The sequence below is a fragment of the Variovorax sp. PBL-H6 genome, assembly GCF_901827155.1.
Lineage (GTDB): Bacteria > Pseudomonadota > Gammaproteobacteria > Burkholderiales > Burkholderiaceae_C > Variovorax.
Map to the genome: position 1 here is coordinate 5,927,521 of NZ_LR594659.1, position 12,615 is coordinate 5,940,135.

A 12,615-nucleotide genomic window follows, 5' to 3' on the forward strand; every position below is an offset into this window, starting at 1 on the left:
GCACCGCCGAGCGCGCGAAAGGTGTGGCGATTCGGAGGCCAGAGGACGGAGGATTGCATGGTGTGGCGGGTGTGCCCTGGATGGGTGTTCCTTTCGCTACGCTAAGGGACTTGCATGACATGTTGATGGCATGCATTGCCGCTATCCTGCGCGCACTCCTTCACCTGCCATCGACGCGTGAATTCCACGGACCTGCCCGAATTGCTGGAGCTGGCGCAGCTGATCGAACTGGCCGGCGCGCACCTGGAGACGCGCGTCCTGTGCGAAGTGGCCGCCGGCGCGCGGCATTTCCCGGTCCAGGCCTTTCTGCTCGGCAGCACGCGCCCGGACGCACCCGCCGCGGGGTTCTTCGGCGGCGTGCACGGGTTGGAGCGCATCGGCGCGCAGGTCGTGATCGCCTATCTGCGCAGCCTGGTGATGCGGCTCGCCTGGGACGAGACGCTGCACCGGCAACTGGAGACGATGCGACTCGTGTTCATGCCGCTGGTCAACCCAGGCGGCATGTGGCTGGGCACGCGCGCCAACCCGAACGGCGTCGACCTGATGCGCAACGCGCCGGTCGAGTCGAAGGAGCAGGTACCGTACCTCGTCGGCGGCCAGCGCATCAGTGCGAAGCTGCCCTGGTACCGCGGCGCCGCCGGCGACCCGATGGAATGCGAGAGCGCGGCGATGTGCACGCTGGTGGAGACCGAGCTGCTGGGCCGGCCGCTCAGCGTGGCGGTGGACTGCCATTCGGGCTTCGGCCTCAGCGACCGCATCTGGTTCCCGTATGCCCACACCACGCGGCCGATCGGGCAACTGGCGGAGATGCACGCCCTGTGCGAGATCCTCGACCAGAGCCTGCTGCACCATCGCTACAAGCTGGAGCCGCAGAGCCGACAGTACCTGGCGCACGGCGATCTCTGGGACCACCTCTACCTGGGCGCCGATCAACGGCCGGGCAACGTATTCCTGCCGGTCACGCTCGAGATGGGATCCTGGCTGTGGGTCAAGAAGAACCCGCGACAGCTCTTCTCACGCCATGGCATTTTCAACCCGGTGATCGAGCACCGGCAGCAGCGCGTGCTGCGCCAGCACATCGGATGGATGGACTTCATCACCCGCGCCGTGGGCAGCCACGAACGCTGGCTGCCCGCCGGCACGCGACGCACGCAGCACGAGCAGCAGGCGATGGCGCGCTGGTACGGAAGGCACTGATGGACACATGGGTTCTGATGCGTGGACTCACCCGCGAGAGTGGGCACTGGGGGCGCTTCATCGGCCAATTGCAAGACGGCTTCCCTGCCGCGCGGATCGTGGCGCTCGACCTCCCCGGCAATGGGCGGCTGAACCAACTGCGCAGCTCGGCTCGCATCGGCGCCGCAATGGAAGCCTGCCGCGAGCAGCTTCACACGCTCGGGATCGCGCCGCCCTACAACCTGCTCGCGATGTCGCTGGGCGCGATGGTGGCAGTGGACTGGGCGGTGCAGCACCCGCGCGAGCTCGCAGGCTGCGTCCTGATCAACACCAGCCTGCGGCCCTTCAGTCCCTTCCATGAGCGTCTGCGCCCCGCCAACTACGGCACTCTGCTCGGCCTGGCCTTCGGCCGCCAGAACACACGCGAGCGCGAGGCGACCATCCTGCGGCTCACCACCCGCCGTCCCGACCGCGGCACGGCCGTGCTCGACGACTGGACGGCGATGCGCGAGGCGCGACCGGTTTCGCGATCGAATGCGGTGCGCCAGGTGCTTGCGGCGGCGCGCTACCGAGCCCCGGCGCAGGCTCCTTCCGTGCCGCTGCTCGTGCTGGCGAGTGCCTGCGATGGCCTGGTGAACCCGAACTGCTCGCGGCGGCTGGCGCGCCAGTGGGGCGTGGAGATGGCGGAGCACGCCAGCGCCGGCCATGACCTGCCCCTGGACGATGGGGCATGGCTTGCGGCGCAAGTGGCGCGCTGGGCTGCTCGGGCGCTCAGGCGGGCATCAGCTGCTCGACCAGATCGTCCAGACGCGCCTTGACCCCGCGCCAGTCCGGCATCAGCGTGTCCAGCAGCCGGTGGAAGCGTGGCCCGTGGTTGTGCTCGCCAAGATGGCACAACTCGTGGATGAGCACGTAGTCGATGCACTCGCGCGGCGCCTTGACGAGATTCGGGTTGAGCGTGAGACGGCCCGCCGGCGAGCAGCTGCCCCATCGCTTCTTCGTGACGCGCAGCTGCATCGGCGGCGGCGTGCGGACCCAGCTCAAAGATTGCGCGAGGACCACCAGTCGCGCGGCCAGCACCTCGCCCGCGCGCTTTCGGTACCAGGCGTCGAGCAATGCCTGCACGCGGGCCATGTCGGCCTTCGCCACCGCGACTTCAATGCACGTGCCGCACAGACGCACGTGGCCGTCCCGACCTTCATCGACGGCGACCTTGAGCACGTAGCGCCGGCCGAGATAGAGCAGGGACTCGCCACTGACATGCGCACGCGGCAACGCATGCGCAAGGCGCGCTCGAACTGCGGCGACCTGGCCGCTGATCCAGCGCGCGTGCCGCTGCACAGCCGCTTGCACCGCGGCTTCGGACGTCTCTTGCGGCACATCGACCACCACGCGCCCGTCGGGTTCGACGTGGATGGCAATGCGCTGTGCCTTGCGCGCCGGCTGGACACGCAAGCTGAACGCAATCCGTTCGTCACCGTAGCGAAGGCTGCGAAGGGCTGCAACACTCATGTGCGACGCGCCAGTACCACGCGGGTGATCTGGAGCACATGCCCGATCACATCGTTGGCCCTGTCGAGGCCGAGCGGCGCGTAGAGCAGTTGCAGCAGGCCCTTGCGGATGGCAGCTTCGATGTTCTGCGGGTTCAATGAATGCTCGGCCAGCGCTGCCTGAATCACGTGGCTGATGGCGAGCGCCTGGTTGACAAGCTGGCTTTGCTGCGCCTCGTCCAGCCTCGATGCCTCCTCGCCCAGCGCGATCAGGATCGCGCCATAGCAGGCCCTTGCCATCGGGTTGGAGGCCAGGGCTTCCGGCACGCCGGGCGTTGCGCGCCGGTCTAGGTCGCGCTCGAAATCCTTCAACATCGAGTACTGCCTGAGCGGATGGTCGAACATGGCCTCGGCTTGCTCGATTGCGCTTTGCAGCAGCTCGGAAAACACTTGCCTCGCGTAGGGGTCGTCAGCCAGATCCTGCTCGATCGTCTTGCGCAGGCGGGTCTTGATCAGGTCTGCCTCGTTGCGCGCCTTGTCCCGAGACCAGATCCCGGCAACGTCGCGCAGGCCCAGCTTGTCCGCCAGATAGGCCTTGTCGCTCTCCTGCACCTTCGTTCCGATGACCTGCTGGTCCACCAGCCTGCGGATCTGCTCGTCGTATTCGCTGAAGTCGACCGTCTCACCGGCGTCGCGCCGTGCGGCCTGCCGCACCTGGATCAATGTCTTGAGGTCCGCCTTGTACTGTGCGATCAGCGCTTGCGAAACGCTGCGGTCTTCGAAGAAGCCGCGCGAAGCGAGCGCGGCCTGCAGACCCGCGCCGAAAGCAGTCAGGGCAGCATGGAAGTCGTCACGCAGCTTCTGCCGTTCGTCGTATTCGCCGCCCATCCCATCGCTCACGAGGCGAGGACTCAATGCCTGGCGCAGCTGCTCGGGGTCCTTGCGATCGGCAACGCTTTCGAAGAAGGACCACACCGTCTCGTGTCGCATTGGCAGTTGCTTGTATTCGGTGCTGACCTGCGCGTAGAGACCCTCGAGATCGCCGATCTCGAAGCCGCCTTGCGTCCGGGCTTCGAGGTCCTGGTAGGCGCGGATCGCCGTGTCGAGTTCCTTCAGGATGCCGCGATAGTCCACCAGCAGGCCGTGGCGCTTGGCGCCATGGAGGCGATTCACGCGGGCCACGGCCTGGATCAGGTTGTGACCTTTCAGCGGCTTGTCGATGTAAAGCACCGCGTTGCGCGGTTCGTCGAAACCGGTGAGAAGGCGATCGACCACGATCAGCAGGTCGGGGTCGCCGCGGGTGCCGAAGGCTTGCAATACGCTTCTTTCGTGGTGGACCGCATCGATGCCCGGGTCCACGTTCTGCCTCCACCATTTCTGCACTTCGGCCATGCCGTCTTCGTCGATCCGGGTGTTGCCCTCGCGCATGTCGGGCGGGGAGATCACGACGGCGCTCGTGACCAGGCCCGTGGCATCGAGCGCCTTCTTGTAGCGCACGGCATCCAGCTTGCTGGCCGTGGCGACCTGGCCCTTCAGGCCCGACCCGACCCTTTTGAAGTTTTCATGGAAGTGCGTGGCGATATCCCATGCAATCAGATCGATGCGCTTGGCAGCACCGTGGACCACGCCGCTGCGAGCGTACTTCTTCTTCAGGTCGGCGCGTTGCGCCTCGGCGAGGCCGTTGGTGATCTTGTCGAACCAGCGATCGACCGCGTCGGCATCGATGGACAGCCCGGGCACACGCTCCTCGTAGAGGAGCGGCGCGATGGCATGGTCTTCGGTCGCGCGCTGCATGGTGTACGCGTGGATGATGGGGCCGAACTTCTGCGCAGTCTTCTCTTCCTTCAGCAGCGGCGTGCCCGTGAAGGCCACGTAAGCGGCACGCGGCAGTGACCTCTTCATGCGCTCGTGCGTTTCCCCGCCGTGGCTGCGATGGCCCTCGTCCACCAGCACCACGACATCGGGCGAATCGTTGCGGCACGCCGCCAGCCTGGAAGCGGTGTTGAACTTCTGCACCAGCGCGAAGGTGATGCGCTTCGTGCCCTGCCCGATGCGCAGGGCCAGGTCGCGCCCCGTCAGGGCCCTGCTGTGTTCGCCCTCCTTGTGCGTGACGATGGACGATCCGAAGGCCCCGCCGGTCATGAAGTTGCGTGCGAGCTGCTGTTCGAGATCGCGCCGGTCGGTGATGACCACCAGCCGGCATTCCTTCAGGCCTTCGTTCAACAGCAGCGCCTTGGCGAGGAAGACCATGGTGAAGCTCTTGCCCGAGCCCGTCGTGTGCCAGATCACACCGCCATTGCGCCCACCGTCGGCTCGCTGCCCAGCCAGTCGCTCGAGCAGGGCGCGAACACCGAAAAACTGATGGTGGCGCGCGACGATCTTCCCGATCTTGCTGTCGAAAAGCACGAAGCCGCGCAGCAGGTCGAGCAGCCGTTGCGGCTTCAACAGACCGACAAGCAGGCGGTCCTGCTGGTTGGGCAGCAGGGTTGGCGAACCGAGCGATTGGAAGCGCCCGCGCATCAGGGCGGCCTTGCTTTTCAACAGGGTCGCGTCGACCGAGGCGGGCAGTGGCGCATTCTTCAGGGCCGTGAGCATCGCATCGTCGAATTCTTCATCCTGATTCCAGCGCGCCCACAACTTCTCCGGCGTGCCGGTGGTGCCATAGCGACCGTCCGTCTGGCTGATGGACAAGAGCAACTGAGCATAGGCGAAGAGCTCCGGTATCTCGTCGTGGCGCTGGTTGCGCAATTGCTGGCTGATGCCTTCGAGCACCATCGCGTCGGCCAGGCTGCCGCCATGCTGCCATTGCGGCTGCTTGGCCTCGATCACGACCAGCGGAATACCGTTGACGTAGGCGACGATATCCGGCGCGCGGGAGTGGGCACCGTGGCTGGATAGCACCCGCAGCTCTTCCGTGACGTCGAAACGATTGGCGCTCGGGTTTGTCCAGTCGATCACATGGATCGTCGGCTGGTGCCGCCTGCCGTCGGGCATGAATTCGGTGACTGTGATGCCGTAGGCGAGCTTGGCGTAGAAGCGTTCGTTGGCGGCGAGCAGGCCCTCACCGATTCCGAGGTTGGAGAGCTCGCGCAGGATCTGGTCGATTGCGCTGGGCGAGAGCGGGTAGGCCTCGCCCTTGTAATCGAAGCGGCGAGTCTGCAGGAGTTCGATGAGGCGCGGCTTGAGAAGGACTTCGCGCGTTGAGCGCCGGAGAGCAAGGCAATCGGTCGCGCTCAAGTAGTTCCACCCCATCCTGCAGAGCATGCGCAGCGCGCACATCTGTGCGCTGCATGGCTCGTGGGCAGAAGGAGCGACGCTCATCGTGGGAGTCCGGCGACGATCAGTCTCCGCATGACTGGCGCACAACTTCGGCGTGAACCGTTGCCAGGACTGCAATGGTTGGGTGTGAAGTCACCTCGGCCTCGTCGTAGGGTCGCGGCAATTTGGGCGTGTCGCTCATACCCCTATCTCCGCGAGCTGCGCAGCCATTTTTTCCTCGACCCCCGCGAGCTCCCTCTTGAGTACCTCTCGCTCGTGCTGCAGTTCCGCTACGTCGATCAGCTTCTCTTCCTCGAAGATGTCGACATAGCGAAGAATGTTCAGATTGAAGTCGTTGCGCGCTATTTCTTTCGAAGTTGCGAGATGCGCAAACCTCTCAATCGGCACGCGTGCGCTGTAGGCGTCGAGCACCCGCTGCAAGTCCGCCTCCAGCAACAGATTCTGGTTCTTGCCAGCCTGGAAATCACGGCTCGCATCGATGAAGAGCACCTGGTCGTCGGCCTTGTTCTTGCGGAACACGAGCACGGCGGTCGGAATGCCGGTGCCGTAGAAGAGCTTCTCGGGCAGCCCGATGACGGCATCGAGGAGGTTTTCCTCCACGAGCTTCTGACGGATGCGCCCTTCTGCGGCGCCACGAAAGAGAATGCCGTGCGGCACGACGACGGCCATGCGCCCGCTGGCGGGCTTCATGGTCTCGACCATGTGGAGGATGAAAGCGTAGTCGCCCTTCGTTCGCGGAGGCAAGCCCCGACGGAAGCGGCCGAACTTGTCTCGTTCTGCCGCCTCGTACCCCCACTTCTCCAGGCTGAATGGCGGATTGGCGACGACCACGTCGAAGTGGCGCAGGCTCGTGTCGCTCGCCAGCAGCTTCGGGTTTCGCAGCGTGTCGCCCCACTCGATGCGATGGTTGTCCTCGCCATGCATGAACAGGTTCATCTTGGCCAGCGTCCAGGTGTTGCCGATGGCCTCCTGTCCGTAAAGGGCGTAGCGCTTGGAGCCGGTGCGGTCGCGGATCAGTCGGCCGCACTTGAGCAGCAGCGAGCCGGACCCGCAGGCCGGGTCGCAGATCTCTTCGCCCTCCTGCGGGTCCATCAGGCGCGCCATGAGGCTGGAAACTTCGGGCGGGGTGTAGAACTCGCCGGCGGCCTTGCCGCTCGACGAGGCAAAGTGGCTGATGAGGTATTCGTAGGCGTTGCCGATCAGGTCGAGCTGGCCGATACGGCTGGGGCGAAGATCGAGCTCGGGCCTGGCGAAGTCTTCGAGCAGGTGGCGCAGGATGTCGTTCTTCTGCTGTTCGTCGCCGAGCTTGTTGGCGTTGAAGCCGATGTTCTGGAACACGTCTCGCAGCTTGGCGATGTTGGCGTCTTCGATGGCATGCAGCGCGCGATCGATGCGTTCGCCGTTGCCCGGCTCGTATCGGGAGGCATGCAGTGCGTAGAAGCTGGCGCTGGGCGGCAGGACGAAGCGCTCGGTCTTGAGCAGTTCCTCGATGAGGTCGGAGGCGGTGTCGCCGTACTGCGCCTTGTAGCCGTCGTAGTGGTCCTGCCAGACATCCGATACGTATTTGAGAAAGAGCATCGGAAGCACGTAGTCCTTGTAGGTGCTCGGATCGACGACGCCTCGGAAGGTGTCGCAGGCTGCCCACACGGCGGCGTTGATGCTGTCCTGGCTGATCGCTCTGGTGGTTGTCTCGTTCATGCGTTTCTCGATTTCCCTGGGTTGTGTCATGCGTTGCCCGAGGCGCGGGCAAGCGCTTCGGCAATCGATTCGAACTGCCGTTCGCGGTTGCGCACGAGCAGGTCGTGCAGCTGCCGCTCTCGTCGCGCAAGGCTGGCCAGCGCGACGATGTGCTGCTGGTCGGCCAGAGACGGCACGCCGATGGGCAGCGATTCAAGCACAGGCCGGCGCACGCTCAGCTGGCTGGAGCCCTCGGCTGCGCGCCGCAAAGCCCGCTGGAACGGTGCCTGATTGATCAACCAGGCAAGGAAGGCGGGCAGCAGCGCGCGCCCGGGCTTGACCCGGAGATGGAAGAGGTGCTGGCCGCACACGGACGGCCCGGGAAGATCGCCGACGCAAGTGGCGTAGAAGCGCGTGCCCCGCGCGACGAAGAGCAGGTCTTCGGCCGCCAGCCAGTCGGGCTCGCGCCGTCCCTCCAGCCGCGTGCGGATGACGCCCTGCCAATCAACGCCGTGGACCGGGTCCAGGTCTTTCATCTGTACGGCAAGGACGGGGCCGCCGCGGACGTCCGCGATGGCGCCGCGGAAGGGATGGCCCGCTCGAATGCGAACCTCGGCGCCCAAAGGCGTGCTAATTGCATGAATGGACATGATGCACATGCTACTTGCACAGCTGCATCTTCTCGCACACACTCTGAGCATCAACAACAAATTTCTATGCATCAACTCGAGTGATGCGTTGATATGTCAGGGAGCATTCGTGGGCTACGAAGTCGATTTCTTCCCCGCCGAGACCGGCGGCTCGGCCATCCTCGTGCGATGGGGCACACCCGGCAATTACAAGCTGCTGGTCTGCGACGGCGGTACACGTGCCTCGGCCCAACAGTTGGTGAGCCACGTGCAGGCGTATTGCCTCAGCACGCACGTGGACTACATGGTGAGTTCGCATCCTGGCGCCCGGCGTTCCGAAGGCCTCGAGCTGATTCTCGAAAGGCTCAGCGTCGGAGAGCTGTGGATGCACCGGCCCTGGGCGCACACCGATCGCACTTGGGAGGCCATGGCCATGGCCAAGAAGCTGGAGGCGCTCGCGCTGGCACGACAGGTGTCGGTGCATGAGCCCTTCGCCGGCGCGGTCGTCGGCCCGTTCACCGTGCTGTCGCCCAACCGGAGCTGGTACGTGGAGGGCCTGCTGCCCGCCTTCGGGACGGCGCTGCCGCGCGGGGCCGGATTGACGCTGGCCGACGCGGCACGGTGGATGCGGCTGGCGAGTGCAGGCATGGGCAGCCGCTGGGATTTCGAGCCGCTGCCCCGCGATGCAGCGACATCTGCGGAGGACGAGTCGAGCGTCGTGCTGTATGGGGAGTTCGAAGGCCGGGGCGTGCTGCTGACGAGCAATGCAGGCATCCGGGCGCTGAGCGACGCCTCCACCTTCGCGGAACACTTGGGCCTGGGCCTGCCCACGAATCTTCGGCTGATGCAGGTACCCAACGACGGCAACCCCGACCATCTCTCGAGCCGGGTGCTGGACCGGCTGGTCGGCGACCGCCAGCCACGCGAGCAGCGCGAGTACACCAAGACGGCTTTCATGTCGGCGCCGGTCGACTCGCTCTCGATGGGCTACCGCATCGTGACAGACGCCCTCAAGCGGCGGGGCGTTCTGACCTTCCTGAACCAGGGGACGCAACTGCACCATGCCTACGACATGCCGCAGCGCAGCTGGTACCCGGCCAAGCCGATGGGAGCGGGCGCCTGAGCGCCGCTTGGCGGCCCGAGATACGCTCGTACAACAAAAAACGCGCCCATGGGCGCGTTCCGAGCGGCAGCGGAGGAAGGGCTACTTGGCCGCGACCACCCGCACCATTTCGAGGCACTTGTTGGAGTAGCCCCACTCGTTGTCGTACCAGCTCACCACCTTGATGAAGGTGCCGTCGAGTGCAATGCCGGCTTCAGCGTCGAAGATGGAGGTGCGCGGGTCGCCGCGGAAGTCGGTGGCGACGACCTTGTCCTCGGTGTAGCCCAGCACGCCCTTCAGCGCGCCTTCGCTCTGGGCCTTCATCTCGGCGCAGATTTCCTTGTACGTCGCTTCCTTCACCAGCTCGACCGTGAGGTCGACCACGGACACGTCCGAGGTCGGCACGCGGAAGCTCATGCCGGTGAGCTTCTTGTTGAGCTCCGGGATCACCACGCCCACGGCCTTGGCCGCGCCAGTGCTGGAGGGAATGATGTTCTCGAGGATGCCGCGGCCACCGCGCCAGTCCTTGTTGCTGGGGCCGTCCACGGTCTTCTGGGTGGCAGTGGCGGCGTGCACGGTGGTCATCAGGCCACGCTTGATGCCCCACTTGTCGTTGAGCACCTTGACCAGAGGCGCCAGGCAGTTGGTGGTGCAGCTGGCGTTGCTGATGATGGCCTCATTGGCGTATTTCTTGTCGTTCACACCGTAGACGAACATGGGGGTGTCGTCCTTGCTCGGCGCCGACATGATCACCTTCTTGGCGCCCGCGTCGAGGTGCTTCTGGCAGGTCTCCTTGGTGAGGAAGAGGCCTGTGGATTCGAGCACCACGTCGGCACCCACTTCGCCCCACTTGAGGTTGGCAGGTTCGCGCTCCTGCGTCAGGCGGATCTTCTTGCCGTTGACGATCAGGGTGTTGCCCTCGACGGTGATCTCACCCTGGAAGCGGCCGTGCACCGAGTCGTACTGGAGCATGTAGGCCAGGTACTCGGGCTCGAGCAGATCGTTGATCGCGACGATCTCGACGTCGTTCTTGAAGTTTTGCACCGCCGCACGCAGCACATTGCGACCGATGCGACCGAATCCGTTGATGCCAAGTTTGATAGCCATGTGGTTTGCTCCTGGAAGTTGAAAACTGGATGCGGCCGGATCAGCGCGCGAGCGCCGCCTCGACCGTGGCAGCGACGTTCTCCGCCGTGAAGCCGAAATGCTTGAACAATACGCCGGCAGGCGCCGACTCGCCGTAGGTGTCGATGCCGACGACGGCCGCGACGCCGTACTTCCACCAGCCGTCGGTGGCGCCCATCTCGACCGCGATGCGCGGTGTTCCCTGCGGCAGCACGCTCTTCTTGTAGGCGACGCTCTGGCGATCGAAGGTGGTGGTGGAAGGCATGGAGACCACGCGCACGGCGATCTTCTTCGCGGCCAGCAGCTCCTGCGCCTTGAGCGCGAGCTGCACTTCGGATCCCGTGGCGATGATGACGGCCTGCAGCTTCTTCTTGAGCTCGGGCTCGGCCAGCACGTAGGCGCCCTTGCTGATGTCGGCGAGGTCCTTCTTGGGCGCGTAGGGCAGGTTCTGGCGCGACAGCAGCAGCGCAGTCGGGCGCGTGGCGTTCTGGAGCGCGACGGCCCAGGCCACCGCGGTCTCGGCCGTGTCGGCGGGGCGCCAGACGTCGAGGTTGGGAATGAGGCGCAGCGAGGCGGCGTGCTCGATGGACTGGTGCGTGGGACCGTCCTCGCCAAGGCCGATGGAGTCGTGGGTGAACACGTGCACCACGCGTTGCCTCATCAGCGCCGCCATGCGGATGGCGTTGCGGCTGTAGTCGCTGAAGGTCAGGAAGGTGCCGCCGTAGGGAATGAAGCCGCCGTGCAGCGCGACGCCGTTCATGATGGCTGCCATGCCGAACTCGCGCACGCCGTAGTTGATGTGGCGACCCGGCATGCCGTCGGGCAGCTGTTCGTTGCCTTCGGTGCGCACCACGGCGCCGGTGGCATCGAAGCGCAGGGCCGGCGTGCTCTTGGTGTTGGTCAGGTTGGAGCCGGTGAGATCGGCGCTGCCGCCCAACAGCTCGGGCAAGGTGGCAGTAAAGGCTTCGAGCGCCAGCTGCGAGGCCTTGCGCGAGGCCACCGTTTCAGCCTTGGTGTGGGCCGTGACGACGGTATCGAACGCGGTCTGGTGGAAGTTCTTCGGCAGCTCGCCCTTCATGCGGCGGGTGAACTCGGCCGCCAGGTCCGGGTATTGCCTGGCGTAGTCGGCGAACTTGTCGTTCCACGCGCCTTCGCGTTGCGCGCCGGCCGCCTTGGCGTCCCATTCCTTGTACACGGCCTGCGGCAGATCGAAGGGCTCGTGCGGCCATTGCAGCGCCGTGCGGGTGAGGCCGATTTCGTCCGTTCCCAGCGGCTCGCCATGCGCCTTGGCGGTGTTGGCGCGATTGGGGCTGCCCTTGCCGATCTGCGTCTTGCAGATGATGAGGGTGGGGCGCTCGTCCTGCTGCCGGGCCTGGTGGATGGCATCCGACACCTCCTTCACGTCGTGGCCGTCGACGGGGCCGATCACGCTCCAGCCATAGGCCTTGAAGCGTTCCGCCGTGTTGTCGATGAACCAGGGCTTGACGGGGCCGTCGATCGAAATGCCGTTGTCGTCGTAGAGCGCGATCAGCTTGCCAAGCTTCCAGGCGCCGGCCAGTGCGGCGGCTTCGTGGCTGATGCCCTCCATCAGGCAGCCGTCGCCCAGGAAGGCGTAGGTGCGGTGGTCGACGATGGGGTGATCGGGCCGATTGAACTCTGCGGCCAGCAGCTTTTCGGCCAGCGCAAAGCCGACCGCGTTGGTGATGCCCTGGCCGAGCGGACCTGTGGTGGTCTCCACGCCGGGCGTGATCCCCGTTTCGGGATGGCCGGCGGTCTTGCTGTGCAGTTGGCGGAAGCGCTTGAGCTCGTCTACGGGCAGCGCGTAACCCGTCAGGTGCAGCACGGCGTAGATAAGCATCGAAGCATGGCCGTTGGACAGCACGAAGCGGTCGCGGTCGAACCACTGCGGGTTGACGGGGTTGTGCTTGAGGTGATCGCCCCACAGCGCGACCGCCATGTCGGCCATGCCCATCGGTGCGCCCGGATGCCCCGAGTTCGCGAGTTGAACGGCATCCATGGCCAGCGCGCGAATCGCGTTGGCCATCAAGGCTTGGTTGGCCATGAGGTCGGAACTTTCTTGGGAGCAGGTTGGGGAGCCCGAGATTTTAGCGGGCGGTGCCTGGTGCTCGCCCGGAGG

9 protein-coding genes are annotated in these 12,615 nt (G+C 65.5%); 3 read left to right on the forward strand and 6 right to left on the reverse strand.

The genetic code is table 11. The features are described 5' to 3' along the window. The first annotated feature begins 177 nt into the window (after positions 1-177). On the forward strand, positions 178-1,197 hold the full coding sequence (locus tag G3W89_RS27900; protein ID WP_162577191.1) for a M14 family zinc carboxypeptidase: 1,020 nt from the start codon (positions 178-180) through the stop codon (positions 1,195-1,197). Beyond that, complete coding sequence (locus tag G3W89_RS27905) at positions 1,197-1,994, forward strand: alpha/beta fold hydrolase (RefSeq protein ID WP_162577193.1); 798 nt, start codon at positions 1,197-1,199, stop codon at positions 1,992-1,994. The genes G3W89_RS27900 and G3W89_RS27905 overlap by 1 nt, the downstream gene beginning before the upstream one ends. On the opposite strand, the gene G3W89_RS27910 is transcribed toward G3W89_RS27905, so the two are convergent. The 4 genes from G3W89_RS27910 to G3W89_RS27925 all read right to left on the reverse strand — a co-directional run bounded on the left by G3W89_RS27910 (position 1,948) and on the right by G3W89_RS27925 (position 8,272). After that, entirely contained in the window at positions 1,948-2,688 is a 741-nt protein-coding gene (locus G3W89_RS27910) for a M48 family metallopeptidase (protein WP_162577194.1), read from the reverse strand. The genes G3W89_RS27905 and G3W89_RS27910 overlap by 47 nt on opposite strands. After that, positions 2,685-5,987: a type I restriction endonuclease subunit R gene (locus G3W89_RS27915; protein ID WP_162577195.1), complete on the reverse strand. Its 3,303-nt coding sequence runs from the start codon at positions 5,985-5,987 to the stop codon at positions 2,685-2,687. Before G3W89_RS27915 ends, G3W89_RS27910 begins: the two co-directional genes overlap by 4 nt. Positions 5,988-6,122: 135 nt before the next feature. Continuing rightward, positions 6,123-7,643 (reverse strand): type I restriction-modification system subunit M, encoded by a 1,521-nt coding sequence (locus G3W89_RS27920; RefSeq protein WP_162577197.1) that lies wholly within the window; start codon positions 7,641-7,643, stop codon positions 6,123-6,125. Between the two features lie 26 nt (positions 7,644-7,669). Beyond that, a complete protein-coding gene (locus G3W89_RS27925) occupies positions 7,670-8,272 on the reverse strand; it encodes a restriction endonuclease subunit S (RefSeq protein ID WP_162577198.1) in 603 nt (200 codons plus the stop codon). A gap of 109 nt (positions 8,273-8,381) precedes the next feature. On the opposite strand from G3W89_RS27925, the gene G3W89_RS27930 reads away from it, so the two are divergent. Next, positions 8,382-9,374 carry a hypothetical protein gene (locus tag G3W89_RS27930; RefSeq protein WP_162577199.1) on the forward strand — a complete coding sequence of 331 codons (993 nt, stop codon included), beginning with the start codon at positions 8,382-8,384 and terminating at the stop codon, positions 9,372-9,374. A gap of 81 nt (positions 9,375-9,455) precedes the next feature. Here the strand turns inward: G3W89_RS27930 and gap are convergent, their stop codons facing one another. Then, entirely contained in the window at positions 9,456-10,460 is a 1,005-nt protein-coding gene (gene gap / locus G3W89_RS27935; protein WP_162577201.1) for a type I glyceraldehyde-3-phosphate dehydrogenase, read from the reverse strand. A gap of 40 nt (positions 10,461-10,500) precedes the next feature. Then, positions 10,501-12,540: a transketolase gene (tkt, locus tag G3W89_RS27940; RefSeq protein WP_162577202.1), complete on the reverse strand. Its 2,040-nt coding sequence runs from the start codon at positions 12,538-12,540 to the stop codon at positions 10,501-10,503. Between the last annotated feature and the right edge of the window lie 75 nt (positions 12,541-12,615).

What these genes read in the sequence shown, in the direction of transcription:
- G3W89_RS27915 (WP_162577195.1), bottom strand. Translation starts at nt 5,987, where the DNA reads ATGAGCGTCGCTCCTTCTGCCCACGAGCCATGCAGCGCACAGATGTGC.
- G3W89_RS27925 (WP_162577198.1), bottom strand. Translation starts at nt 8,272, where the DNA reads ATGTCCATTCATGCAATTAGCACGCCTTTGGGCGCCGAGGTTCGCATT.
- G3W89_RS27905 (WP_162577193.1), top strand. Translation starts at nt 1,197, where the DNA reads ATGGACACATGGGTTCTGATGCGTGGACTCACCCGCGAGAGTGGGCAC.
- gap (WP_162577201.1), bottom strand. Translation starts at nt 10,460, where the DNA reads ATGGCTATCAAACTTGGCATCAACGGATTCGGTCGCATCGGTCGCAAT.
- tkt (WP_162577202.1), bottom strand. Translation starts at nt 12,540, where the DNA reads ATGGCCAACCAAGCCTTGATGGCCAACGCGATTCGCGCGCTGGCCATG.
- G3W89_RS27910 (WP_162577194.1), bottom strand. Translation starts at nt 2,688, where the DNA reads ATGAGTGTTGCAGCCCTTCGCAGCCTTCGCTACGGTGACGAACGGATT.
- G3W89_RS27920 (WP_162577197.1), bottom strand. Translation starts at nt 7,643, where the DNA reads ATGAACGAGACAACCACCAGAGCGATCAGCCAGGACAGCATCAACGCC.